This window comes from Pontimicrobium aquaticum, from assembly GCF_005047595.1.
GTDB classification, from domain to species: Bacteria; Bacteroidota; Bacteroidia; order Flavobacteriales; family Flavobacteriaceae; genus Pontimicrobium; species Pontimicrobium aquaticum.
In genome coordinates this window covers 77,892-104,677 of sequence record NZ_SUPL01000005.1, presented here as the reverse complement: position 1 = coordinate 104,677, position 26,786 = coordinate 77,892, and the positions used below count along the sequence as shown (strand labels likewise).

At 32.9% G+C, this 26,786-nt stretch carries 26 protein-coding genes; 13 read left to right on the top strand and 13 right to left on the bottom strand.

What is annotated here, in order from left to right; all coding sequences use genetic code 11:
* Positions 1 to 17 precede the first annotated feature (17 nt).
* From E5167_RS10190 to E5167_RS10155, 8 genes are all read left to right on the top strand, one after another.
* Entirely contained in the window at positions 18 to 860 is an 843-nt protein-coding gene (locus tag E5167_RS10190; RefSeq protein WP_136843715.1) for a helix-turn-helix domain-containing protein, read from the top strand.
* A gap of 83 nt (positions 861 to 943) precedes the next feature.
* The gene (locus E5167_RS10185) at positions 944 to 1,276 is read left to right on the top strand and encodes a thioredoxin family protein (RefSeq protein ID WP_136843713.1); all 333 of its coding nucleotides are present in this window, start codon (positions 944 to 946) and stop codon (positions 1,274 to 1,276) included.
* Positions 1,277 to 1,336: 60 nt separating this feature from the next.
* Positions 1,337 to 3,379 carry an ATP-binding protein gene (locus E5167_RS10180; protein WP_136843711.1) on the top strand — a complete coding sequence of 681 codons (2,043 nt, stop codon included), beginning with the start codon at positions 1,337 to 1,339 and terminating at the stop codon, positions 3,377 to 3,379.
* An 89-nt stretch (positions 3,380 to 3,468) separates the two neighbouring features.
* Positions 3,469 to 3,588, top strand: coding sequence for a T9SS type A sorting domain-containing protein (locus E5167_RS15610; protein WP_136844070.1), 120 nt, complete (start codon positions 3,469 to 3,471; stop codon positions 3,586 to 3,588).
* Between the two features lie 68 nt (positions 3,589 to 3,656).
* Positions 3,657 to 4,070, top strand: a complete 414-nt coding sequence (locus tag E5167_RS10170; protein ID WP_136843709.1) for a hypothetical protein — start codon at positions 3,657 to 3,659, stop codon at positions 4,068 to 4,070.
* 25 nt (positions 4,071 to 4,095) lie between these two features.
* Positions 4,096 to 5,700: an amidohydrolase gene (locus tag E5167_RS10165; protein ID WP_136843707.1), complete on the top strand. Its 1,605-nt coding sequence runs from the start codon at positions 4,096 to 4,098 to the stop codon at positions 5,698 to 5,700.
* 293 nt (positions 5,701 to 5,993) lie between these two features.
* Positions 5,994 to 7,352, top strand: a complete 1,359-nt coding sequence (locus E5167_RS10160; RefSeq protein WP_136843705.1) for a Gfo/Idh/MocA family protein — start codon at positions 5,994 to 5,996, stop codon at positions 7,350 to 7,352.
* A gap of 39 nt (positions 7,353 to 7,391) precedes the next feature.
* Complete coding sequence (locus E5167_RS10155; RefSeq protein ID WP_136843703.1) at positions 7,392 to 8,438, top strand: nuclease-related domain-containing protein; 1,047 nt, start codon at positions 7,392 to 7,394, stop codon at positions 8,436 to 8,438.
* A 146-nt stretch (positions 8,439 to 8,584) separates the two neighbouring features.
* On the opposite strand, the gene E5167_RS10150 is transcribed toward E5167_RS10155, so the two are convergent.
* Both E5167_RS10150 and E5167_RS10145 read right to left on the bottom strand, forming a co-directional pair.
* The gene (locus E5167_RS10150; RefSeq protein WP_136843701.1) at positions 8,585 to 10,048 is read right to left on the bottom strand and encodes an LA2681 family HEPN domain-containing protein; all 1,464 of its coding nucleotides are present in this window, start codon (positions 10,046 to 10,048) and stop codon (positions 8,585 to 8,587) included.
* 133 nt (positions 10,049 to 10,181) lie between these two features.
* Positions 10,182 to 13,565 (bottom strand): amidohydrolase family protein, encoded by a 3,384-nt coding sequence (locus E5167_RS10145; protein WP_136843699.1) that lies wholly within the window; start codon positions 13,563 to 13,565, stop codon positions 10,182 to 10,184.
* A gap of 214 nt (positions 13,566 to 13,779) precedes the next feature.
* Here E5167_RS10145 and E5167_RS10140 point away from each other — a divergent pair, with 214 nt between their 5' ends.
* The 4 genes from E5167_RS10140 (at position 13,780) to E5167_RS10125 (ending at position 18,161) form a co-directional block, all read left to right on the top strand.
* Entirely contained in the window at positions 13,780 to 14,235 is a 456-nt protein-coding gene (locus E5167_RS10140; protein ID WP_136843697.1) for a (2Fe-2S)-binding protein, read from the top strand.
* 24 nt (positions 14,236 to 14,259) lie between these two features.
* The gene (locus E5167_RS10135; protein WP_136843695.1) at positions 14,260 to 16,410 is read left to right on the top strand and encodes a xanthine dehydrogenase family protein molybdopterin-binding subunit; all 2,151 of its coding nucleotides are present in this window, start codon (positions 14,260 to 14,262) and stop codon (positions 16,408 to 16,410) included.
* Between the two features lie 3 nt (positions 16,411 to 16,413).
* On the top strand, positions 16,414 to 17,424 hold the full coding sequence (locus E5167_RS10130) for an XdhC family protein (protein WP_136843693.1): 1,011 nt from the start codon (positions 16,414 to 16,416) through the stop codon (positions 17,422 to 17,424).
* Positions 17,425 to 17,534: 110 nt separating this feature from the next.
* Positions 17,535 to 18,161 (top strand): nucleotidyltransferase family protein, encoded by a 627-nt coding sequence (locus E5167_RS10125; protein WP_136843691.1) that lies wholly within the window; start codon positions 17,535 to 17,537, stop codon positions 18,159 to 18,161.
* 114 nt (positions 18,162 to 18,275) lie between these two features.
* Here E5167_RS10125 and moaA read toward each other — a convergent pair whose 3' ends face one another.
* The 11 genes from moaA to E5167_RS10070 all read right to left on the bottom strand — a co-directional run bounded on the left by moaA (position 18,276) and on the right by E5167_RS10070 (position 26,020).
* The gene (gene moaA / locus E5167_RS10120) at positions 18,276 to 19,283 is read right to left on the bottom strand and encodes a GTP 3',8-cyclase MoaA (protein WP_136843689.1); all 1,008 of its coding nucleotides are present in this window, start codon (positions 19,281 to 19,283) and stop codon (positions 18,276 to 18,278) included.
* A 68-nt stretch (positions 19,284 to 19,351) separates the two neighbouring features.
* Positions 19,352 to 20,263: a bifunctional molybdenum cofactor biosynthesis protein MoaC/MoaB gene (moaCB, locus tag E5167_RS10115; protein WP_136843687.1), complete on the bottom strand. Its 912-nt coding sequence runs from the start codon at positions 20,261 to 20,263 to the stop codon at positions 19,352 to 19,354.
* Between the two features lie 27 nt (positions 20,264 to 20,290).
* On the bottom strand, positions 20,291 to 20,656 hold the full coding sequence (locus E5167_RS10110; protein ID WP_136843685.1) for a four helix bundle protein: 366 nt from the start codon (positions 20,654 to 20,656) through the stop codon (positions 20,291 to 20,293).
* Positions 20,657 to 20,713: 57 nt separating this feature from the next.
* Positions 20,714 to 21,160, bottom strand: coding sequence for a molybdenum cofactor biosynthesis protein MoaE (locus E5167_RS10105; protein WP_136843683.1), 447 nt, complete (start codon positions 21,158 to 21,160; stop codon positions 20,714 to 20,716).
* The gene (locus E5167_RS10100; protein WP_136843681.1) at positions 21,157 to 22,227 is read right to left on the bottom strand and encodes a HesA/MoeB/ThiF family protein; all 1,071 of its coding nucleotides are present in this window, start codon (positions 22,225 to 22,227) and stop codon (positions 21,157 to 21,159) included. The genes E5167_RS10105 and E5167_RS10100 overlap by 4 nt, the downstream gene beginning before the upstream one ends.
* A gap of 7 nt (positions 22,228 to 22,234) precedes the next feature.
* The gene (locus E5167_RS10095; RefSeq protein ID WP_136843679.1) at positions 22,235 to 22,468 is read right to left on the bottom strand and encodes a MoaD/ThiS family protein; all 234 of its coding nucleotides are present in this window, start codon (positions 22,466 to 22,468) and stop codon (positions 22,235 to 22,237) included.
* Positions 22,452 to 23,024 (bottom strand): molybdenum cofactor guanylyltransferase, encoded by a 573-nt coding sequence (gene mobA / locus E5167_RS10090; RefSeq protein WP_136843677.1) that lies wholly within the window; start codon positions 23,022 to 23,024, stop codon positions 22,452 to 22,454. Before mobA ends, E5167_RS10095 begins: the two co-directional genes overlap by 17 nt.
* Entirely contained in the window at positions 23,025 to 23,768 is a 744-nt protein-coding gene (locus E5167_RS10085) for a sulfite exporter TauE/SafE family protein (protein ID WP_136843675.1), read from the bottom strand.
* Positions 23,758 to 24,102 carry a winged helix-turn-helix domain-containing protein gene (locus tag E5167_RS10080; protein WP_136843673.1) on the bottom strand — a complete coding sequence of 115 codons (345 nt, stop codon included), beginning with the start codon at positions 24,100 to 24,102 and terminating at the stop codon, positions 23,758 to 23,760. The genes E5167_RS10085 and E5167_RS10080 overlap by 11 nt, the downstream gene beginning before the upstream one ends.
* A gap of 5 nt (positions 24,103 to 24,107) precedes the next feature.
* Positions 24,108 to 25,289, bottom strand: a complete 1,182-nt coding sequence (locus E5167_RS10075; protein WP_136843671.1) for a molybdopterin molybdotransferase MoeA — start codon at positions 25,287 to 25,289, stop codon at positions 24,108 to 24,110.
* 53 nt (positions 25,290 to 25,342) lie between these two features.
* Positions 25,343 to 26,020: a DUF481 domain-containing protein gene (locus tag E5167_RS10070; RefSeq protein WP_169301413.1), complete on the bottom strand. Its 678-nt coding sequence runs from the start codon at positions 26,018 to 26,020 to the stop codon at positions 25,343 to 25,345.
* Between the two features lie 157 nt (positions 26,021 to 26,177).
* On the opposite strand from E5167_RS10070, the gene E5167_RS10065 reads away from it, so the two are divergent.
* On the top strand, positions 26,178 to 26,768 hold the full coding sequence (locus tag E5167_RS10065; protein ID WP_136843667.1) for a HupE/UreJ family protein: 591 nt from the start codon (positions 26,178 to 26,180) through the stop codon (positions 26,766 to 26,768).
* The last annotated feature ends 18 nt before the right edge of the window (positions 26,769 to 26,786 follow it).

Here is a 26,786-nt window from a genome sequence, read left to right as displayed (position 1 = left end):
TATAATTAGCAAATAAAATGGAGTATTTTGGTAATTCTAGAGAGTTTTTTATGGTTAGTAAACTAACTAATTTAAACTTAAAACGCCTTACTATATTTGATAATAACTATTTTGCTATTATTTGGTTTAGGTCTGATCTTAACGTTATCTCAATAGATGATTCCTTAAAAATATTTATGAGAAACGAACTGTTGTTTTTAACAGAAATTTCTAAGATAAATATTGAGGAATCTTGTAATGCTCGTGTAATAGTTTTTAATGGGTTATTTGGTGGATGTTTAAAGAATGACGCTATGGCAAACTTTAAGAATAATATATTTTCTACTGGTAAAGGAGGGTTAAAGGCAATTAAAATTACCGATAATTTAATCAATGAATTTGAGTTGCTATGGCGTTTATTTCAAATAGAAATACACACCAACAATTATCTTAAATTGGGCATGCTTCAAGGACTTTTAAATAATTTTCTTATTCTTTGTTTAAGAATATTTAAGCTAAATAAAGCTTTGTTAATAGACTCAGGAGAATTGTCATTAATAAAAAAGTATATTCATTTAGTTGACCAATTTTTTAGAACAAAACATACCGTTACAGAATACGCAACTCTATTAAACAAATCCCCCAAAACCTTGTCAAACCTTTTTTCTAAAGAAGGAGTAAAATCACCATTAAAATACATTAACGAAAGAAAAATGAATGAAGCAAAGCGACTGCTTTATTTTTCTGACAAAAGTATTCAAGAAATTGCCTACTCAATAGGCTACGAAAGTACCAAATCGTTTAGCAGGTTTTTTAAAAACCAAGAAGGAATTTCGCCATATTGTTATAGAATTAGGAAAAAAGGAAAAAAAGAGTGTTAAAAAGGAAAAAAAGGGATTTATACTTGAATTAAATTACGCTAGCTTCGACTTCAATAAATTTTACCCCAAAAATTAATTAATAAATGATGACCACTTTAGATGACGTTAAAGATTTTGAAAGTGAACTGCAAAAATTTAGACACAAGCCTATACTATTAGATTTCCATGAAGAGGAATGTAAATCGTGTAAACTATTTTTGCCAACACTTAAAAAACTAAGTAAAGAATATAAAAAGGAAATTAAAATAATAAATATTGATGTTGATTATAATGAAGAATTAGCATCACGGTTTAGAGTAAAAAAAACACCGTACTTACTTTTTATAAAAAATAGAGAAATAATATATAAGATGACTAAAACTCCTTCAGAAGAGGAATTGAGAAGTCATTTAGAGTTTATGATAAATTCAAAATAAAATTACAATCACTGTTTACAGTAAACTTAAAGTAATTTTATTTTCAATTCTATTTTAAACATGCCCAACAACCTAACCTACAAAACAAATAAATTATCTCCAATATTAAAAAGTATATTCCAAGATTCATCGGATGCTGTAATTGGTTTAAATAAAAATGAAGAAATCGTTTATATAAACGATGCTTTTAATGAAGTATATGGTTATCAACTAGAAGAAGTGTTAGGTAAACATATATCAAGAATGTTGGTTAAGCATGTAGATGTAAATTTTAACAAGACAAAAAGCACGTATTTTAAATCGTTATTGCAACCCAACACTTTAACCGAGTGTGTAATAAAAAGTAAAGACGGTAGAATAGTTGAGACAGAATCTTCACATGATATAGTATATGACCAATCTGGAGATGTTCTAGGTTACTTTTGTTTACTAAGAAATATTTCAAAAAGAAAACAACTTGAGAGCATAAATAACTTCATGTTAAATATTGTCAATATTTTTCAAACAGAGGTGAGTGTAAAAGACATACCAAATCTTATTAAAGAAGAATTAGGACAAGTATTTGATGCAAAGCATTTTTTTGTAGCGTTTTTAGATAAAGAAAGAGATACTTTAGATTTGTCTAATAATACTAATAACCAAAATAATGAAGGGTTATTGTATACAATACAAAAAAGCCTAGCTAGAATAGTTTTTTCAAAAGGAGAAGTTGAGATTTTTTCAGAAGAAGATTTGTATCATGAAGGCCTTATTAATTTTGTTGAAGAAAGCCAAAGATCATGGTTTGGTATACCATTAAAGTTTTACGGAAAGATTATAGGGGCTTTTGTAATTCAAAACGATTATGACGAAAATGTAAAATCGAAACACGATTTAGAATTTCTTAAAGTTATTTCTAATCAGTTAAGTTTTTCATTTGAACAAAATAGGTTGCATGAAGAGCTGAGGGAGGCCTTAAAAAAGGCAAAAGAATCCGACATGCTTAAAACGGCTTTTTTAGCTAACATAAGTCATGAAATTCGTACTCCTATGAATCAAATTAATGCAATATATAATGTGCTTATTAATAAGGGAGCATCAAAGGTTAAACAAGTAAAACAAATAGATGTTTTAAATAAAAGCTGTAAAAGACTTCTAACCACTATTGAAAACATTGTTACTATTTCAACTATTGAGTGTGAGCAAATAAAAACAAATTTTTCTGCATTTAAAATCAATGACTTATTAAAAGAACTTCATAACGACTTTTCTTTCGAATTGAATAATGAAAAAACTAAAATTTTACTTAAATGTAATGTTTTAAAAGAAGATGTTGTAATCAATTCAGATCGTGAAAAACTATTAAAGGTTTTTCAAAATTTGTTAAGTAACGCTATTAAGTTTACCCAAAAAGGATCTATTGAATTTGGGTGCAACATAAAAGGTTTTGAATTAGAATTTTACGTAAAGGATACAGGTGTAGGAATTCCAAAGCATAAACAAAATGTAATTTTCGAAAGGTTTAAACAAGCACATGGTGGAGGTGAAAATATTTACGATGGTACAGGTTTGGGGCTTACTATAGCAAAACGGTTTATAGAAACTTTAGGGGGCGATATAGAGGTTAAATCTGAATTTGGATTAGGATCCACATTTTGTTTTAAAATACCTTATATGAGTAGTGAGTCAATTAACACTAGTATTGTACTTGAGAAAACAGATAATAAGCGGTCTAAAAAGTCAAAGCTAAAAATTTTAATTGTTGAAGATGATAAGATATGGCAAAGAATATTAAGAAAATTTTTAACTAAAATTTCTTCGGAAATTATCTTGGCCGATAATGGTATTCAGGCTATAAAATTATGTGAAAAAAATCATGACATAGACCTTGTTTTAATGGATGTAGGCTTACCATTGTTAGATGGTTATTCAGCTACGAAAGAAATTAGAAAATTTAACAAAGAAGTTATTATAATAGCTCAAACAGCTTTTTGCTTTTCAGGAGATAAATTAAAAGCAAAGGAATCAGGTTGTAATGATTATATTCCAAAGCCTATTAAACAAGATATTTTGTTTCATTTAATAAGTAAGTACTATATAAAAGTAAAAGACACTTTATTATAAATATTATTAAAAGTGAAATTAAAACTTAAGAAAGGCCAACATTTTTGTTAGGTCTTTCTTATTTATGTGTATGGTTTTATTAATGTTTAATAATTACTTTTAAAACAGTAAATCTAAGTTCCCTCAATGAAGGAATTTATTTTATTGAAATATCAAACGGCAACAATGTTGTGGTTAAAAACTGTTTTTTGATTAGGGGAATACTATAAAAAAAATAATTAACTTTAACATGTAAGTTCAAATCTTATTATGCCCTGCCTGCTTTAAATATCATAGCATGAAAAAAACATTATTACTCATTGTGTTTAGTTTAGGTTTTATAAGTCAAGTAGTTAGTCAAGAAATACCAAAAAACTCTCAAAAAGCATCACAAGAACTTTACGATTTTCACATCCGTAAGAAAAAAGCAAATAAGTTGGCTGGTTGGATTACTTTAGTTGGAGGAGTCGCAATGATAGTTGGTGGATACGGTATTAATATGAGTGGTGGAATAGTAGATGGAGATTCTACAAATAACAACAAAGGGCTTTGGCTATCTTATTTAGGAGGAGCTACTACATTAGCTAGTATCCCTTTGTTTATTTCTGCTGGAAAACATAAAAAGAAAGCAAAACTACAACTACAACAAGGAGCCATTGGACTCTATGATAATGTAAATTATTCCGGACTATCAATTTCATTTACTTTTTAAGAAATTTTAATTAAAACTACCAACCATGTTAAATTACAAGAAGTTTACAGTACTATTTTTAAGCGTTATGTGTTTAGGATTTTCTCAAACAATATTTGCGCAAAAAAAATTATCTAAGAAAAAAATTGAAAAGCTTAAAGCCGAAGTTGCTCAAATTGTAGAATCCAACCATAAGCAATCGCAAATTATGGTTGATAAGGTTTTTAGCTTTGCAGAGTTAGGCTTTCAAGAAATTGAATCATCAAAATATTTAACTGGAATACTTGAAGACAATGGTTTTAAAATTGAAAAGGCTGTTTCTGGAATTCCAACTGCGTGGTTTGCTACATGGAGTAATGGCGAAGGACCAGTAATTGCTTTAGGAAGTGATGTGGATTGTATTCCAAAAGCATCACAATATCCAGGAGTAGCGTATCATAAACCAATAGTCGATGGTGCACCAGGACATGGTGAAGGTCATAATGCTGGGATTCCATTAAACATTACAGCTGTATTGGCAGTAAAGCAAATTATGGAGCGCGAAAATATTGGAGGAACCCTTATCCTTTGGCCAGGAATTGCCGAAGAACTTGTGGCAGCAAAGGCTTGGTACACGCGTGATGGTCTTTTTGACAATATTGATATGTGCATTTTTACACATGTAAGTAGTAATTTATCTGTGTCTTATGGTGCGGCGAGAGGTACTGGTTTAATTTCGGTTGAATATACGTTTGAAGGCGAATCGGCACACTCGGCAGGATCACCTTGGCGAGGGAGAAGTGCATTAGATGCAGCCGAACTCATGAATATAGGTTGGAATTATAAACGCGAGCATTTACATCCTTTAAAAAGATCCCACTCAATATTTACAGATGCTGGCGATCAACCCAATGTAGTGCCTTCTAAGGCTTCTATATGGTTTTACTTTAGAGATGTTACGTATGAAGGCATTATGGAAATGTACAAAGAAGCCAACGATATGGCTAAAGGTGCAGCGCTTATGACTAAAACCACAATGAGTTCGAAAATACTAGGGACTGCATGGCCAAGACATTTTAATAAAACCATTGCTGAAACTATGTATGATAATATTAAAACTGTTGGTTTACCAGAATGGTCTGAAGAAGATCAAACACTAGCAAAAGCTGTACAAAAAGAAGTAAATTCAAACAGAACAAATGGCTTAAGTAAAGAGCTAAGTAAATTAGGATTACCTATTAAAAGTCCTGTAAGTGGAGGATCGGATGATATTGGTGATGTATCATGGAAAGTACCAACAGTCACTATGAGGTTTCCGTCAAACATTCCAGGATTACAAGGACATCATTGGAGTAATGCCATTGCAATGGCAACTCCAATAGCTCATAAAGGTGTAACTGCAGGAGCCAAAGTAGAAGCAATGACGATTATAGATTTTTTAACCAAACCAGATTTAGTGGAACAAGCTTGGGATTATTTTAATAATGAGCAAAGTAAGGATACTAAGTACCAACCAATGATTTCGGCAGACGATTTACCTCCTATTTATCTCAATGAAGACAAACAAAAACAATTTAGAAGTCAGTTAGAAAAATTCTATTATGATGAGACTAAGTATAAATCCTATTTAGAGCAATTAGGAGTTACTTACCCAACATTAAAAAAAGACTAAACTACAAATTAATAAGAGCTACATGTTATATGTGGCTCTTATATTATACAAACTAGTTGCAATTTAGTTTTTAAGAGTATTGTTTGTTAATGTTTCTTTTTAGAGGCCTACCTTTAAAGACTTACTTTATGTTTCATTACGTATTGGAACTCTTCGCTCTATACTTATTAGACACAGGTTTTTTAAAAAAGTTACATTTCGCATTATACTACTTTATAAAAGACCTATTTATAGCGTAATTTTCATATTTTTAAAAAAGTATTTTTTCAAGATCAACCAAATAAATAAAGTAAATGAGTTCAAGAAGACAATTTATAAAACAATCGGCAATTGCAGGAGCAGGATTATCAATGCTTCCAAACACCACCTTTGGGATGGTTTCAAATACGCAAAAAGATATATTAAAAGTAGGACTTATAGGTGTAGGTTTGCGAGGCACAAATCACCTAAATAATGTGCTGAATAGAGAGGATGTATTGGTGACAGCTATTTGCGATATCGATCCAAATAGAATTACTCTAGCTTTAGATAATATTTCGAAAAAAGGAAAAAAGAAACCTAAGGTTTTTAGTAAAGACGAATACGATTACCGAAACCTATTAGAACTTGAAGAAGTTGATGCAGTTATTATTTCAACACCATGGTTGTGGCATACAAGAATGGCGAAAGACGCTATGTTGGCAGGAAAATATACTGGATTAGAAGTATCGGCAGCAAATACGATGGAAGAGTGTTGGGATTTGGTAAATACGCATGAACAAACAGGAACACATATGATGATTCTCGAAAATGTAAATTACCGCCGCGATATTTTGGCTGTGCTAAATATGGTTAAGCAAGATATATTTGGAGAGTTAGTGCATTTTAGATGTGGTTATCAGCACGATTTGCGTTTTGTAAAATTAAATGATGGAAAATCAGCCTACGGAAAAGGCGTGGAGTTTGGTGATAAAGGTATTTCGGAATCCGCTTGGAGAACGCAACATTCCTTACTTAGAAATGCCGATGTCTATCCAACACATGGCGTTGGACCTATTGCAACCATGTGCGACATTAATCGAGGCAATCGGTTTTCATCAATAACCTCAAATGCGACCAAAGCCATTGGATTACATAATTATATTGTGAAACATGGCGGAAAAGAACACCCAAATGCTAAATTAAAATTTAAACAAGGTGATGTCATTACAAGCACGATTGAAACCACTAATGGTGAAACCATTATTGTAACCCATGATTGTAATTTGCCTCGACCATACTCTTTAGGCTTTAGAGTACAAGGTGCTAATGGTTTATGGGAAAAAGATGGAGATAGAATGTATATTGAAGGACAATCTGAGCCACATCGTTGGGATGACTCAAAAGAATGGTTAGAAAAATACGATCATCCACTTTGGAAAAAATATGGCGAACACGCAACAGGAGCAGGACATGGAGGGATGGACTTTTTTGTTATTCATGCGTTTATAGAATCAGCAAAAAGAAACATTGCTCCACCAATGGATGCTTACGATGCTGCTGCTTGGAGTGCAATTACACCACTTTCGGAATTATCTATTGAAAATAATGGTGAGCCTCAAGATTTCCCAGATTTCACAAGAGGTATGTGGGTAAAAAGAAAGCCTTATAACTGGATGAAAGATTCTTATTAATATTAAAGACAAGTTAGTTGTAATTTAAGGGATTCGTAAATGGCAAGAATATACGGAACAATAGAATCACTGAAATCCTTAAAATCTGAATTAGAAAACAATGGGATTTCCAGATTTAGTTCTGTGAAAGAGGTTAATGAATTTTTATCAAATTATAACACTGAAAAACTAAATATTCTTGAGAATGAATCTAAAAAGTTGGATAATGAATACTTTAAAACTTGTACTAATTTAAAACAAAGAAAACAAGAAAAAGCTGAAATTATAAATTCAGAAACAGATAAAATAGATAGTAGAATTTGTGACTTACAGACAAAAATTGATTCAATAAATACCAAAAGCAATAACTTCATAAAAAAACTACTATCAAGAATAAAACTACATTCACTAAAAAAACAATTAAATTACTACGTTGTCAATAAAACTAAACTGATAAGTTCGTCAGTAAAGAACATTAGTCAAAATATTGAAAATGATGAAATTTTCATAAGAATGTACGAAACTGGAAAACAAAACCTAATTGAAAATCGCGCAAAATCTAAAATTAAAAAGTTAGAAAACACACGAAACGTTTTGGAGAGCTCTCGAAATCTAATTTCTGGAGCAATAGGTGAAAACTTAGTTGTAAAAGAAATCAAAAAGCTTTCAGATGATTATGCTTTAATTAATGATTTCAACCTTAGTTTTTCTCGTCCAATTTTTTACAAAAAACAAAATCAAAGAATTTATTCAATTCAAATCGACCATCTTTTAATATCAAAAGCAGGAATTTTTATAATAGAGACGAAAAACTGGAGTAAGTCATCTGTCAATTCTCTTAGTCTAAGATCACCAATCGAACAAATTAAAAGGTCAAATTTTGCTCTTTATGTATACATTTCGGAAAATATAACTTTGTATGACCATCATTGGGGAGAGCAAAAAGTTCCGATTCGTAATCTTATAGTAATGATTAATAATAAACCAAAAGGTGAATTCAAATATGTAAGTGTAAAACTATTGAGTGAATTAATCGGTTACATAAAATATTTTGAACCTGTTTTAACAGATAAACAATTTAATAGAATAATTACTGAATTGATTTAAATAAAAACAGAACATAACGGTTAGAATATGGGAAGTTGCGTTTTTGAAAGCGTAATTTTCCGATGTTTAAAATTAATCTTTTTTTGTTTTTAGAAACATTCTATTTTACTGAAAAAGTAATTTTTATATGCATTGTTGGGCACTGGCTAGATTTTCTCATCATCCTCTATTTTTAAAAATTCTATCGGAATAAAGTTATTTCCTTTTCCTTTTTTCTCTTCCTCCAAATGAAGACTGAAAGTTAAGTACATTAGAGCTGATCTACAGATTTTTAATAGTTTAAAAGTTTTGTCATAAAATAATTCTCTTTCTATTTCGTAAGTTTCTGTTTGGTTAGTCCAATTTGGAATATATGACTCTATAATTTTAAACGACTTATGCTCTAAAAAATTTCTTATTGTAGCTATATCTACTGATTCTGGTTCAATCGAATTGTTAAAATCTTTGTCGTAAAAATCTTTACTCAACCAATAAAGACTTCTTAATGCCCAATTGTTTGAAGATTGAATTTTTTCGTGTGGAGTTTTATTCTTTCCTTTATTTTTAAACCAAACATTTCTAAAGTTTACGTTCCTGAAAGAATGACCTAAATCAAAATATATATTTATTAAATAAGCAATTTTATCAAATATTGAATACGACATTCTGAATGAAATCTTAACTTTCTCAATGTGAATTGAGTAAATTGAGAAGTCATTAATATCCATTAATGTCACGTCTTTATCTGCAAAGTGAACTTTATCTATTAATAGAGATTCATAAAAGAAATATCGAGAAGTAATATATTCTTGTTTAATCTGATTAAATATAGATTGATAAATTGGTTTTTCATCATTTTTTAATGTCATTGATGGAACAAAAAGATAGTCGTGTTCTACAATCTCAGTGTTAAAAATATCATTTAATGGATTCACAAATAATCTGTTACTCGAACACCATTTTCTATAATCAAGTTCTTCTTTAGTTTTGTTTTTATGCTTATAGTCATACTTTAAATTAGCTTTTAAATATTCTTTAGGAATATATTTATTGAGTTCTTGCAAGTGCTTTTGGAAATCAAGTTTTGCTTCTTCGTAAATATCATTACAATTAATTGACTTTAGAAGATATTTTCTAGCCTCTCTCAAAAAAATCAATTGTTGATCTTTATCAAATATTAATTTTGAATAATAGCCTAGTGAAAATCCTTTATTTCCTATTGCCATTCCAAAATTTGAATCAATAGTTAAGCATTTGTCATAATATTCCTGTGCTTCAGAAACTCGTCCTAAATGACTAAAAAGAGATCCAAGGTTAGTTAGAATTTGACATTTCAAGTACGGGTTTTTATTATCAATTAATGAAATTGCGATCCTTAAATGGGTTATTTGTTTTTCTAATTCAGGAGTTTCAAATGGAAATTTTTCTCGATTTGGATGAATTAAATTATTCTTATAGGAATAGGCATTTGCAATAAAATAATTTAAAATTGATTTCTCATAATTTGAAAAAGAATCAGTGTTTTCAGTTTCTCCTATTTTAATTAGTGAATTTAGGCTATCAATGTTATTTGTTTCTCTTGAAAACTCAATTTTTTTACCAAGTTCATTTAAGTAATCAATTGTATTCATTTTTCTTTTTCAGTGCTTGTACTCAACAATATATAACAGCAATTACAGTGGATCCGACTACCTTTCGACAAGCTCAGGAAAGGATGACCCCACTCATAATTGCTAAAGTCAGTGTTAAACCGAATTTATATGTTTAATTTTTCACTCCAGGTAAACCTGTTGGTTTTTTAGTTTGCCAATGAAACACGTCTGCTTTCTTCGCTTTTGGAGCTACTTCATCTAGTGTATTGGCATCATATACCACACCATTTTTAATCACATGGGTTAGGGTATTCGTATTGCGTAAATTTTCTAGTGGATTTTTATCCATGATTAATATATCAGCAATCTTACCAGACTCAATGGATCCTAAATCGGTATCCAATCCAATAGCTTCAGCACCAAGAATGGTTGCGGTTCTTAAAGCATCGTAATTTTTCATACCACCACTTGCTATTGACCATAATTCCCAATGAAAACCAAGCCCTTGTAATTGCCCATGACTACCAACACCACCAATACCATCAGCTTCCACTAAATCTTTCATAAATTCAGCGTGTTTCTTGAATACATGCTCCTCGTCCATAAACCACCCTGGACGTCGTCTAGATTTTCCAGCTAACTCTTCATAAGGCGTAAAATACTGTAGCTTTTTATCGTGATAAGGATTCTCTCTTGAGTAATAATAATTTTCTGCCCAAGGGCCTCCATACGACACTAATAAGGTTGGTGTAACTGCCATTTTAGATTCAGCTGTTGTTTGTATCACATCTTTGTATAATGGATAAATTGGGAACGAATGTTCATGTCCAGGATAACCATCCATTAAGTTCTTCATGTTATGCTTAAAATCCAAACCGCCTTCGGTTGTTGGCATCAGTTGTAACTCTTTTGCTGCCATTATTACCCATTGACGTTGCTGTCTGTTTCCAACCAAATACATTTTAATACTCTTCGTGTTGTAGTACTCACTATATTGTTTAAGTACCTCTTTGGCATGGTCTAAACTTTCAATTTTATAACCCCAATAACCTACTCCTGGGCCAGTGCTATAGACTCTTGGTCCAGGCATCATGCCAGCATCTACCATATCGGAATAGGTAAGTACATCAGTGGTTGCTGTTTGAGGATCTCGTGTGGTAGTAACACCATAAGCTAAGTTGGCTGCATATACCCAAGCTTGACTTTTATGAATTCCCCAATTTGGCCACATATGTGCATGCGTATCAACAAATCCAGGGGTTAAGGTTTTTCCTGAAACATCAATGGTTTTAGTACCTCTTGGAACTTCAAAACTTCCTGAAGCACCAACTTTTTTAATACGGTTATTTTCAATGAGTACATCACCATTTTCGATAACTTCTTGTCCTTTCATTGTGATAATACGACCACCTTTTAGAAGAACATTTCCTTCAGGAATATGTTTTTTAAAACCGACTTTAATTTTATACTCTTTAGCTTTAAACTTTGGCGTTTCTTTTTTATTGTCTTCTTTCTTTTCTGTACTGTCAGTTTTCTTTTCTTTTTGAGCTTTTTCATTCTTTTTTGCAAGTGCTAAACTATCAGCAAAAGCTTTTCCTTCAGGAAGATTATATACAAAATGACTTGATCCTAAAGACCAATGCACATTATCGCCTTTTGAACCCCAAGTAGGGAACTCGCCACCCATAACCGTTAGTTTAGTTGCAGGAAATGCAGCACCTTCGGCTTTAGCCAAAGATATTTGAGGTGTTTGACCAATCTTAGGAATAATAACCGTATAAATATCGTTATTGATTTTCGCTAAGCCATGAGTGCCATTAGGGGAAATTTTAATTTCGGTTGGGCGCGACGCTCTTTGGTTTTCTCTCCATCCTTCATCTGCTGTAGGCATTACGCTATGCTCGCCTCCAAAAACATCTGAGGAACCATAGGTTGTAATCCCAGTTAATTTTAAATGACTTTTTTCGTCACTGCCATCCCAACGAATTGAGATAAGCCCTTTAGCTCCATGATTTAAATAAATTCTGTCGTTTCCTTTTGTAAAATGTGGAAGTCTTCTCCCTTTAGATTTGTCAATCACTGTAATAGTTCCACCGTTGCTAGATACCCAAGCAATTTCTTCGGTTGCTCTACCAGTTGAAGGCGCAATGGCATCGTCATAAGTTTGTGCGCTACCTTTCATAAAGGCAATACGATTAGAATTGTATGACCAAGAAGGGTTACTAAATATTCCTGCTTCATTGGTGAGTTGTACAATATTTGCTCTTCCAGAAGCATTGGCTTTGTATAAATGACCTCCTCCTTGTTTCCATGTGGTAAACACTAGTTGGGTACCATCAGGAGACCAAGAAGGTTGTGCTTCGGTAAAATCATTTTTAGTGATTCGTCTTGGAATACCACTTGGAAAATCCATCACATACAATCTGTTTAAAGCGGTGAATGCTAATTTGCTTCCATCAGGCGATGGTACTGCATCACGAATTTGAGTTACAAAAGCCTCAGTATTATCACTTATTGGATATTTAAAGGATACCATTGGACCTAAATCTAATTCAACATCAACCTCAAAAGGAATTTCTGTTGCCTTATTAGAATTAATTGAAATTGAATAGATTTTCCCACCATAGGATGCAATAAGGTTTTGGTTGTCTGGTGTAAAGGACATGGCAGGAAGTACACCAAGTGCTGCAATAGATTCTTGTTCATCTCTTTGTACAGGGTATGCTAACCAACGTTCGTCACCATTTAATAAATTTCTTAGAACCAATCCTGTTTTATCTTCAAAACGGCTACCATAAACTAACCATTTTCCATCATTAGAAAGTGTTGGTGTAAATGCTGAACCATACCTAGTAGTAATTATTTCTGTGTCACCATCCTCTCTGTCGAACGTCATGACTTGATACTGAGGAAGCGACGCATTATAGTTCCATGCATTAGTTCTTCTAGAAAAATAAATATGTGTTCCATCATGACTAAATGCTGGATCGATGGTTTTTAAATTAGTAGGCGTTTTAATTAATTGCGCACCAGAGCCACCATCTTTATGGTAGAGATAAGGCTTAATGTTTCGTCGCCCTTTTGTGCCAACAATATAATCGCCATCTGGACTCCATTCTGCTGAAAAATGATGCTGATTTTTATCTTTGGTGAGTTGTTTTTCTTCTTTAGACTCTAAGTCCATCGTCCAAATATTATCAGACCCACTTTTATCAGAAATATACACGATTGATTTTCCATCTGGACTATATCTAGGATGCACATCGTAAGGCATTCCTTGAGTGATTCTGGTCGCTTTTCCTCCAGTGATTGGAATGGTATATAAGTCTCCCATCATATCAAAAACAATGGTATTCCCATCAGGATGAACATCTAAAGATAGCCAAGTGCCTTGATTAGTTGTAAAAGACACTTTTCTTTCAGGCTCCAAAGGCAACTCTTTAGTTGCTTTTTTTGTTGAATCAGGTTTCTTTTCATTCGATTCTTGTGAAATTAAAATAACAGGAGTTATTAAAAGAAATACTAATAGGGTTTTACTAAAAAAATTATACTTCATGATAATTATTAAAATATGTTTGTTAAAATTATTCAGATCAGTTCTTAAAGCACTACAATATAATTAATTATGTTTCAAAAAATGATTTACATAAAATAAAATCGATTACTTTTTAAATTCTTTGTTAAAAGAAAATACTGCTAGTAATTTTTTTAGTAATTTTAGACACCTTATGTCTTCATGAAAGGATAAACAACTAATTAAAAATAAAAATATGCCAACGTTTCAATTAAAAGTTAACGGAGTATCACATTCTGTTGAAGCTGATGCTGACACACCTTTATTATGGGTGTTAAGAGATAATTTGGATCTCGTAGGAACTAAATATGGCTGTGGAATAGCACAATGTGGTTCTTGTACAGTTCATGTAAATGGAAATGCAACTCGAAGTTGTACAACAACAGTAGCAAATGCCCAAGGAATGGAAATTACAACTATTGAAGGTCTTTCGGAAAATGGTGACCATCCTGTTCAAGAAGCTTGGAAAGAAATAGATGTACCACAATGTGGTTACTGCCAGTCTGGACAAATCATGACAGCATCCGCATTTTTAGAAAACAACTCCAACCCTAGTAGAGAGGAAATTAGAAGCGCCATGCATGGAAACATTTGTAGATGTGCATCATACAATAGTATAGAGAAAGCAGTAGAAGTGGCATCAAAAAAATGAATTAATCCTAAAAGAACAGATATTATGAAAACTTCAAACAAAATTAGTTTTAGCAGACGATCGTTCTTACAAACTTCGGCTTTAGCGAGTGGAGGTATGCTTGTAGGATTTAATTTATTTACTGCTTGTAAGGAGGATGTAAAACCTCCAATTGACTTAAGTCTTTTAGACTATAATGATTTTAACGCATTTATTAAAATATCCGATGAAGGTAAGGTAACTATTTTTGCGCCTAACCCTGAAATTGGACAAGGGGTAAAAACGTCTATGCCAATGCTTATAGCCGAAGAATTGGATGTAGCTTGGGAAGATGTGCACGTAGTTCAAGGTAAATTAGACACAAAAAACTATACAAGACAAGTGGCAGGTGGAAGCCAATCGTTACGACAAGGATGGGAGCCACTACGTCAAACAGGAGCAACTGCTAGACAAATGCTGGTAAATGCTGCAGCTGCAAAATGGGGCGTTTCTGCTTCAGAATGTAAAACTAATAAAGGCATAATTACCAATGCTAATGGAGATAAATTGGGTTATGGTGAGGTTGTAAAAGAGGCTGCTTTATTAGAAGTTCCTGAAGATGTAACATTAAAAGATCCTAAAGATTTTCACATTATAGGACAAGATATCAGTAATGTAGATATTGATGAAATTGTGACAGGAAAACCGTTATTTGGGCTCGATTATAAGCAAGAAGGAATGCAATATGCCTCTGTGCTTAGACCTCCAGCTTTTGGACAAAAACTAGAATCGTTTGACGACACTAACACAAGAGCAGTTAACGGAGTTAATGATGTGATTAAGTTTGGAGATAAAATTGCAGTTCTAGCAAACTCTACTTGGGCAGCGATGAAAGGAAAAAAAGCATTAAAAGCAAATTGGACTCAAGATTCTAAAGCCGAAAGTACGGCGTTTCACGATGAAACTTTATTAGGATTGCTTAATGGAGACAAATTTGATACTAGACGTAAAGATGGTGATGTAAAAAAAGCTTTTGCTGAAGCAGACCAAGTGTTAGAACGTACTTATGAAACACCATTTGTGCCTCATAATTGTATGGAGCCCATGAACTTTTTTGCGAACGTCACTACTGATAAAATTGAGTTAGTAGGGCCAATCCAAACACCTGCAGGAACCGCAGGACAAGTGGCTAGAATGCTTGGGAGAGATGCAAGTGAAGTTACGCTTGAAATGACAAGAATGGGTGGAGGCTTTGGAAGACGCTTATATGGCGATTTTGCTTTAGAAGCAGCCGAGGTTTCACATTTAGCTAAAAAACCAGTAAAAGTTGTGTTCTCTAGAGAAGATGATATGACTGATGGAATATACCGACCAGCAATTAAATATCGAATTGCCGCATCCATTAAAGATGGAAAACTTACAGGATATCATTTAAAAGAAGCAGCAATCAACAGTAATATGTATGGGTTAATTCCTAACTTTTTTCCAGCTGGAGCTATCGAGAACTATCAAGTTGACACCGCAAATTATAAAAGTAATATTACTACAGGCGCTTGGAGAGCACCTTATACCAATGTATTAGCTAGTTGTGAGCAAAGTTTTTTTGATGAACTTGCTGAGGCTATGGGAGTAGATCGTATAAAACTACACATGGATTTATTGGATAAGGTAAAAGGTACAACCGATGAGCGTATTCAATATAGCCCAGAAAGATTACAAGGTGTAATCCGAAAAGTAGTCAAAGAATCTAACTACGGAAAAGAAAATGGTGTTTATCAAGGCTTTGCTGTGTATTATTGTCATAATACACATGTCGCTGAGGTCGCCGATATTGTAATGGATAATGATGTTCCGGTGGTTAAAAAAGTAACTGTTGCTGTAGATTGTGGTATTGTAGTAAATCCATTAGGAGCAAAAAATCAGGTTGTTGGTGGCGTTATAGATGGTATAGGACATGCTATGTATGGAGAGCTGACCTTTAATGATGGTATTCCTCAATCAAATAATTATAATTCGTATCAACTTATTAGAATGTTACAAACGCCTCAGGTGGATGTTCATTTTATGGATAGTGACATAGCACCTACAGGACTTGGTGAGCCAACCTTACCACCAGTTGGAGGAGCAGTTGCAAATGCTATTTATAAGGCAACAGGGAAACGTTTAACGAAAATGCCATATATGAATAATATGGATGTAGAGCCTGTTGTTGGATAGTTTATGACTCACGAATTTAAGGACATAGTACAAGCCCATCTTGAAGCAAAAAAAGATGGGTTAAAAACAGTCTTGGCATCTGTGGTGGCACTTGATGGCTCCTCGTATAGAAAACCTGGAGTTCGCATGCTTATTGTTGAAAACAATGATATGATAGGTGCGGTTAGTGGAGGTTGTGTAGAAAAAGATATATTACGACAATCACAATCGGTTTTTCAAGACGGACAATCTAAAATGATGACTTATGATGGCCGTTACCGATTAGGTTGCGAAGGTGTTTTATACATTCTTTTAGAAGCGTTTAAGCCAGATGAAGCTTTTTTTGATGCATTTGTAAAGTGCTTAGATACACGTCAAGAATTTGTAATTCAGTCTAATTATCAAAAAAAGGAAGGTATCATAAAAGGTATTGGAAGTACTTTAGAAATTGAAGGACAAGCATATGCTCTTTCAAATATAACGGAGTCCGAACACCCACTTTTACAGTTTACACAACAGATGCCTCCTTGTTTTAAACTCATGATTTTTGGTGCAGAACATGATGCTGTTATATTATGTCAGTTAGCAAGTTTTAATGGCTGGGAAGTTACTGTTGTTTCTGGACCATTGGAATCTAAAACTATTGAAAATTTCCCTGGAGCCACAGCGTTTCACTCCGTATCTCCAGACGATTTAGAGTTAAATTCTATAGATAGCGAAACTGCTATTGTATTAATGTCTCATAACTTTGCCAATGACCTAAAATATTTGTTAGAGTTAAAAGATACGAGGCCTGTGTATATAGGTATGTTAGGACCTTCGCACAGAAGAGAGAAGCTATTGTCTCAGTTTTTGGAGTATTGCCCAGAAGTTGATGAGCAGTTTTTAGAACTCATCCATGGACCAGCTGGCTTAAATATTGGTGCAGAAACACCGCAAGAAATTGCTATTTCGATACTTTCTGAAATATTATCTGTTGTGAGAGAGCAAACACCTATGGCGTTAAAAGAAAAAGTAGGAGGGATTCATAATTAATTGCCTTTCGACAAAACGAGGAACGAGTGTACTAGAAATCTATAAATTTAGAGGGTTAATTTTTTAATGAGATTCCTCACATTTATTCGGAATGGCATAACTTTATTCTATTGAATGCAACAAAAAACATAGCTACGTTAATAATGGCTGCAGGAAGTTCCTCAAGAATGGGACAGCCTAAGCAATTATTACCATGGAATAATACGACGTTGATTGAAAATGCTATAACCAATGCACTACAACTAGACACTTCTAAAACCATAGTGGTGCTTGGAGCGAATAGTGAACAAATAATTTCTAAAATTGAATCTTACCCTATTGAAATTATTCATAATCCAAATTGGGAAAAAGGATTAGGAAATTCTATTGCTTTTGGAGTTAATCACATTAAAAACAACAATCCAATAGATGGTGTTTTAGTAGTTTTGGCAGACCAACCTTTAATACATAGCTCTTATCTAAAAGAGGTGGTAAGTGTATTTAATGCCAATAAGCACCAAATTATAGCAACAAAATATCCCAATGGAAAATCAGGTGTTCCAGCGTTATTTGATACATTTTATTTGGAAGAGTTATCAATTATAGATGGTGATAAAGGTGCTAAAGCTATTCTTGAAAAGTACGCGGACTCCGTAATAACAATTCAGTTAGATACAAGTATTTTGGATGTTGATACTGAGGAGGATTATAACAAACTTAAGTCATTACGAGGAGCGACTCGAACACTGAAGCTTTAGAAAAGGTGTAAGCGTCGTGGTAATCTTTAAAATTGAAACTAAAGAAGAACAGATTGCTTCGTTGTACTCGCAATGACGGAGGTATGATAGAGATTCCTGCCTACTCAGGAATGTTTATCCTCCAATAGTAATCATACTACGGTTTTTACCATGCAAATCTGGTGTTTCCAGTTTTTCTAAAGTATCCATACCACCACGAACTTTAAATTTTGATTGCACTGCTTTTTGAATCATTGGTGTGATGTCTTTTCCTTCGCGAAGTGGTGTTAATAAATCAGACTCTGTAGCAGAAAACAAACAGTTTTTTAATCGTCCGTTAGCCGTTAATCGAATACGATTACAGGAATCACAAAACGGATTGGTAACCGAGCTTATAATAGCAAAAGAGCCTTTGTATCCTTTAATTTTGTAGTTTTTTGAGGTGTCGTTAGGTGCATCTTGTAAACGAATTACTTGAGACTTATCAAAAGCTGCATTTACGTATTCCATCACTTCGGCATAGGATACCATTTTACCTTTATCCCATTTATTACCATCAAAAGGCATAAATTCAATAAAGCGCACTGAAATAGGTAAATCTTTACTGAGGTTAATAAAATCGATAATTTCATTGTCGTTAAACCCCTTTATTAATACAGCATTTAGCTTTACATTAAACCCTTCTTGAATGAGCAAATGCATGTTTTTAACAACCTTATCGAAATCATTTCTACGTGTAATTTCTTTGAATTTTACTGCATCTAAAGAGTCTAAGCTCACATTAAGGTTCATGATGTTACATTCCTTCAATAAATCGATATAACGGTCAACAATCACCGCATTGGTGGTCATTGAAAGTTCTACAGGCAATGATGCCAATTTTTTAAGAATAATAGCTACATCTCGCCTCACAAGAGGTTCGCCACCTGTTAATCTAATTTTGGTTACACCACGGTCAACAAAGGTTTTAGCAATGGTATAGACCTCGTTGAAATTCATGATGTGAGACCTTGGTGATAATTGTATGCCTTCGGCTGGCATACAATAGGTGCATCGTAGGTTGCATAATTCGGTTAGTGATATGCGCAAATACGTATGTTCTCTACCAAAAGTATCGGTTAATATGTTGTTTTGCTCCTTCATAGTTTACAAAGTAAATGTGCCATCAATTAGTATTGGCTATTTTTTTAAATGCCCATTATGGGCTTTCATTAATCGTGTCTTGCTCCTTTTAAAATTCCAAACACATGTAATACCGATGGAAATATAGCATCCATAGATTCTTTAGCACCATTGGTTGAACCAGGTAATGCTAAAACTAAGGTGCTTTCTATCGTTCCTGCCATACTTCTGGATAGCATTGAATAAGGCGTACGGTTTTGGCCGTAACTTCTAATAGCTTCTTCAATGCCTGGAATGGTTCTTTCAAGAAGTGGTGCTAAAGCTTCAGGTGTTACATCACGTTTTGATAGTCCTGTACCTCCAGTAAAAATAACCATATCCACCCCTTGAGACACATAATCCTTGGTTTTTTCTTGAATGATTTTTGTTTCATCTGGTATGATGATATAATCTGCTATTGCAACATTGCTTTCTTCTAATTTAGCAATGATTGCTTTCCCAGCTTTGTCTTCTTTTTGTCCTGCAGAAATAGTATCGGAACATACAATAACAGCAGCGTTTAATTGATTTCTAAAACGGTTTTTAAAACTAGATTTTCCACCTTTTTTCTTTAATAGTTTAATATGATGAATTTCAATGCCTTTATCAATAGGCTTCAACATATCGTACATATTTAAAGCAACAATGCTTGCGCCATGCATCGCTTCAACTTCAACACCAGTTTTATAGATGGTTTTGATTGTACAAGTAATGGTAATTTCCAACCCATTAATATCGTAATCAATAGCAGTGTATTCAATTGGTAGTGGATGACAATCTGGTAATAATTCAGGCGTTTTTTTAACACCTAATAAACCTGCTGCCTTACTCATAGCAAATACATTTCCCTTTGGAACCGTGTTATTTTTAATAGCTTCTATTGTTTCAGATTTGCTAACCTTAACGATAGCTTGAGCAGTTGCTTCGCGAAGGGTGTTTGATTTATGTGTGATATCTACCATGTTATTATTGTTGAACAGTTGAATCGTTTAATTGTTGAGTTGTGATTTACGTAAAGCATTTAGCTTATTAGATATTTTCTCAATTTGAACCCTTAAATTTTGATAATCTGAATCAGAAATATAGTTTAATTCTTTAGATATGATAATTTGATTTAAAACCTCCATCAAAGAACTAAAAGATAAAGTTGTAAAATGAGCTTTGTCTTTACCCGTGTTTCTAGAAGTGCCTTCAGCTAAATTTGAAGCAATCGAAATTGAAGCACGTCTTAATTGATTGGTTAATCCAAATTTTTCTTCACCAGGGAAGTTTTGAGTTACTTTATAAATTTCAACAACTAGTTCTTTAGAATCTAACCAAACATTAAGTTTTTCAAATGAAAACGTATATACCATATTTATCTATAATTTACAATTAAACAAATCCTCGATTTAACGATTCAACAAAAACACTTAAGTGTTTTTTTTCCATTGGTGTGTACTGTCTTTAAAAATTTCCTTACCATATACAGGTACTTTGGCTTTGATTTCTTCAACGATATACTCTAAAGCTTTAAAAACTTCTTTTCGATGGGGAGAGGATACAAACACAAACAGGCAAATTTCTCCACTTTTAACTGTTCCTAAGCTATGGTAAATATGCATACAGGTTAAATTGAATTTAGAAAACGTAGCTTCTCGTATGTCATGAAATTTAGCATTTGCCATATCTTGGTAAGCAGTATATTCAATAGCAGACACAGTTTTACCATCTATTTCATCAGCTCTTACTTGACCCAAAAAAATGTTATGTGCACCAATAGATGTTTTGCTTTGATGTTTTGCGATTGATTGGGCTATAAATTCAGAAGAAATAGCACCTTCTTTAAATACGTTTTTTGGTTTTCTATCTTTTGTCATGCTTTTATTTTTTGTTGTTCAATGATTGCTAAAGCTCCTTCTTTTAGGCTAAAGCAGTTGGTTATACTATGTTTTTCAAGAATTTCAACAGCTGTTTTGCTTCTTATTCCTGACTGACAAAAAGCAATGATGGTTTTATCAGTTGGAATTTGGTTAGTTTTTGTTTCTAATTCTTTTAAAGGAATTTGAATGCAATTATCTAGGGTAACTTTTGGTTCTTCATGAGGCTCTCTAACATCTATAAATTGAATATTTTCAAACTCCTGTAGGTCTTTTAGTGATACATCTTTTGAGTTACAGTAAAAAGTGAACTCTTGTGTTTGAAAGCTCTCTTTTTTGGATAAAACTTTATCAATTTCAGAATCTAACCTTTTAATTTTTAAAGAGTAGGTTTCACTTGTTTTTGAATTATAACAGAATAGTTTACCAGATAAAATACCATTAAACTCTAAAATTATTTTTAGCACTTCATTAGCTTGCATAGTGCCAATAATTCCTGGCAGCACACCAAGCACACCGACTTCGGAGCAATTGGCAATAGAACCGTTTTTTGGAGCTACTGGGAACAGACATCTATAGCTTGGACCATTGTTATAATTAAACACAGATACTTGTCCTTCAAACTTATAAATAGCACCATACACTAAAGGCTTATTAGTGATGATTGAAGCATCATTAATTAGGTATCGCGTTTCAAAATTATCGGTACCATCCACAATAATGTCGTAGTTATTAAATAAGCCTAAAGCATTTTGAGGTGTTAAAGCTTCGTGATAAGCATTGATAGTTATGGTTGGGTTTAAATCCTCTAGACGCTCTTTAGCTGCTAAAGCTTTATTGACTCCCAGTGATGAAGATCCAAACAATATTTGACGTTGTAAGTTGGATTCTTCAACAACATCTAAGTCGATAACACCTAGGGTTCCCACACCAGCTGCAGCTAGATATTGCAATATTGGGCACCCTAAACCTCCGGCACCAACAACTAATACCTTGGCATTGGATATTTTGTTTTGCCCTTCTGGACCAACATCAGATAAAATGATATGTCTGTTATACCTTCTCATTATAGGCTTAACCACCCGAAAACGGTGGTAATAATGCTATTTCTGGGTTTGTAATTTCGCTACTGTTAGAAACAATGTCATAGTTTTGAGCTACTTTAAAATCTTTTTGTTTTAATAAAGGATACTTAATGTAAAGTTCCTCTAAAAGATCTGATACCGAAGTTTTAGAAAACTCAATAGTTTCTCCCTCACAATTGGTAATTTCGGCCAAAAGCCCAAAATATTTAATTTGTAATTGCATCAAATTCTTCTTTAGTATTAATATTTATTAATGCTGATGATAAGTTATCATCGAGCATAATGGTTTTAGTTTTTAATTGAGATACAGCAAAGCGAACTCTTCTTTCACCTTTATCTAATAACTGTTTAATAGTTTGCTTACATGTTTTATTGTAAAGAGCTATTAAAGGCATAGTTTTTTGATTACTTTCTAATTGAATAACGTCTAAACCCTCTTTATAATTTTCAATTATTTGCTTCAATATTTTAGTCGTAATTAAAGGCACATCACAACTTACTACAAGATTATAATCTGTTTTCGATTGTTGTAATCCTGAGTATAATCCGGCTAAAGGGCCTGCATCTTTAATGACATCTTCAATTCTTTCAATTTCAAAGTCATCATGATTAGGATTGTCACTCACTATAACAATGTGGTTAACCAAAGGGTTCATAGCATCAATAATATGCTGGATAAACGTTTTTTCATTTAGGAGAAGTGTCCCTTTATCGGTTCCCATTCGAGAACTTTTTCCACCTGCTAAAATGATGCCTGTTATGCTCTTTTTATGAATCATTTAGATAAATATTAGTTTTACAGATGCAATTATCAATACAAAAGCTAAGAGATATCTAAGCAAACTATTGTTGAATTTTCTACTTCCGTGATAACTTCCTAAAAAGCCACCAATTAAGGCAACTCCAGCTAAAATAAACGAATCTGAAGCGATATGAACACCACTACTTATTTGACCGACTAAAGCCGAAGCGGAATTTACCCAAATAAATAACGCTGAGACTGCAGCAGCTTCTTTCATTTTTCCCCAATGCAAAAGCAAAATTATTGGTGTTAATATAATACCTCCACCAATGCCGATAAGACCTGAAAAGAAACCAATAATACCACCTACAACAAGTCCTTGCCAAATTTTTACTTTATTAGTATAGTCGCTTTCTTTTCCAAAAACATTGAGCATTTTTAAAATGGCAAAAATTAAAAGCACACCTAAAATTTTTTTATAAATAGAGGCATCTACCTCAATAGCACCACCAATAAATGCCATTGGTATTGATGCTATGGCAAACACTAGAAATAGTCTTTTATTAAAAAACCCAGCGTTGTAGTAATGATAAGAAGCTATACCAGCAACAAATACATTTAGTAATAATGCTGTAGGTTTCATGGTTTCTGGCGCAAACGAAAACAGTGCCATAAGAGCCAAATAACCACTAGCACCACCATGACCAACACTAGCGTATAAAAACGCTACTATTGACAATATGAGTAAAAACAACCATATATGTTCAATATTAAAAATCATGGTATAGTTGCTTTTTCATTTCTTTATCTAAAAACGCCCAACAGTTTTGATTAATAGTGTCAAAAGCATCGATTAAGTTTTTTCCATAAGGAGTTAACTTAGCACCTCCACCACCTTTGCCTCCAATGCTGGTGATAACCACTTGTTTTTGAGCCCTTGAATTTAAAGCGTCTATTAACGACCAAGCCTTTTTGTAAGACATTTTTAAAGATTTTGCCGCTTTTGAAAGAGAGCCTGTTTCCTCAATGGCTTTTAGTAAAGCAACACGGCCTTCACCAAGTAAAACATTATCATCAGCTTCAATCCAAATACGACTTTTAATTTTATACTTCATAGTAATTAGTTTATTGGAAGTAGAATTACATTAACAGTATCGTTAATTGCAATTTCATGAAGATTTTCAGGCACGTACACAAGAGCATTTGCCAAGGCAAACGTGTGAATCATTGAAGAGTTTTGTCCTTCAAGAATTTCCACTTTGTCGTTATTATAAATAGCTTTTAAAAATTGAGCACGATCTCCTTTTTTAGTGAAATTGGATATAGATTTTGCCGTGGATTTTAGTAATTCAAAATGTTCGTTACCAGAAACACGTTGCAAAGCGGTATATACATATATATAAAAACAACTTAATGCTGAAGCAGGATTTCCAGGAAGCGCAAACACCAATGTGTCGTCTTTTTTTCCAAAAAATAAGGGCTTTCCTGGTTTTTGCTTTACTTTATAAAAAAGTTGCTTAACGCCAAGATCTAACAAAGCTTTTCCAACAAAATCATAATCTCCAACCGATATGCCTCCAGAGACCAAAACCATATCATTATTTGATATAGCTTCTTGTAATACATTGTAAGTGCTTTGGTAGTCATCTTCAACACTGAAAATCTCCACATTCATATAACCTAAATCGTTTAATGCTGAGGATAACATAATGGCATTGCTTTCATAAATTTGGCCATATTTAAGAGGTTTTCCGGCTTTTGCTAATTCATTGCCTGTAACCACTAAAGCAATAGAAGTAGGTTTGTTAATCATTACCTCAGTAATACCAAGTGATGTTAAAAAGCCAATTCCTGCAGGTGTTAATTTAGTTCCTCTTTTTAAGGCAACATCATCTTTTTTGGTTTGTTCGCCTAATGGCCTGATGTTAGCATTTAAAGTAATTGGGTTATTTGCAGTAAGGGTATTGTTATCTATAGAAACGTGTTCTTGAATTATAATGGCATTAGCACTATTAGGAACAGGTGCTCCTGTAAAAATACGTACGGCTTCACCAGATTGTAATCTTGGTTGATGGCCATCGCCAGCTTTTACTTCATCAATAATTTTGTACGTGTTTGAATCGTGTTTGTAAACTGCATAACCATCCATTGCAGATTGCCTGAAAGGAGGCATGTTAATTGGTGAAAAGACATCTGCAGCTAAGGTTTTGCCTAAACAATCTTTTAATGCTTTTGTTTCATGATTTGTTAAGGGTTTTGTATGTTCCTTAACTATTGTAATGGCTTCTTCTATTGAAATCATTTGTATCGTTATATATTGTCAAATATAGCGACAAAAAGAATCAAAAACAAGTCTTAAAATCTTATGCCAAATCCAACACTTATATTGGTAGAAAACTGTGAGCCACCTGAAGGAGTTATATTATCGTGATAATAGTCTAAAAGTGTATATAAGCTTAAAATCTTACTTAAAGGCACGTCAATTTTTAATTGTTCTAAAATTCTATAATCTGAAAAATTTTTATATAATGGTTGGAAGTAAATAGTATTTGTTATACTAACATTGCTCTCTGCAATAGTGGCTGATATAGATAAATAGGTGCTGTTTCTGTGGTTGTGTTCTTTAGTATTAAAAGCATCGCTTTTTTCTTCTTCATACATATAAGCATTTCCTAAGTATAATTTAACCAGTTCTTTTGATACTAATTTAAAGCGTAGTCCTGCACCTAATAAGTTTCTAGAATTTATAGCTAATAGCTGATTGTTTTGACTTTGTACAAAAGCTTCAAACCTAAATAAGTTAGATAGCTTTTGATTGTATCTTAAATGTAAAAACCAAGTATTTTGAAAATCTTGAGCTTCCGATCTTATTAAATTATAATTGCCTAATAGGAAGTAAATTTTTTCTAAGTCTTTAGATTTTACTTGTGAAGAAAGGCTGCTCCCAATTCTGTAGATATAATCACCATTATAATTATCATAACTAAACGAAAAATCACTCCTTAAAACAAATCTTATTGAATCTGTTTGCATCCGTTTGGACTCAATGTTTACAAGTTGTGCATGCAAAGAAGATGTGAATAGTAAGGCTAGCAGAATAAAAAATGACTGTCTCATATAGGTTGGTTATAATAAATAAATATAGTTAAATATTAATTTATTAATTTTGACTAACTCAAATCAGTATGTTATGCTAGATAATTTTTGGTTTAATGTTCAATATGGTATTAATCATGTGTTGGATATTAACGGTTATGACCATGTACTTTTCTTAATGGTGTTAACTGTTCCTTACGTTTTTAAAGACTGGAAACGTGTTTTAATTTTAGTGTCAACCTTTACTTTAGGGCATACACTTTCACTTGTGTTAGCTGCTTACGATGTTGTAAGCATTAATGGTGTATTAGTAGAATTTTTAATTCCTGTTACTATTTTAATAGTAGCCCTTTACAATATATTTACTGCTGGCAAAAAAAGTAAAGAACAAAAAATAGGTGTTTTGTTTTTATCGACATTGTTTTTTGGAATTATCCATGGACTTGGTTTCGCCAGAGAGTTTAAAATGTTTATGGGTAAATCGGATGAAAAACTAATGCCTCTAATTGAGTTTGCTTTAGGTATTGAAATGGCACAAGTAATTATTGTATTTGTAGTGTTATTTTTAGGCTTCTTTACACAAACTATTTTTAGGTTTTCAAGACGCGATTGGATGATGGTTTTATCTGCAATAGTTGTAGGTTTAGTAATTCCTATGCTTATTGAAAGTGATATTTTTTCTTAATTTATGATAGTGTTATAA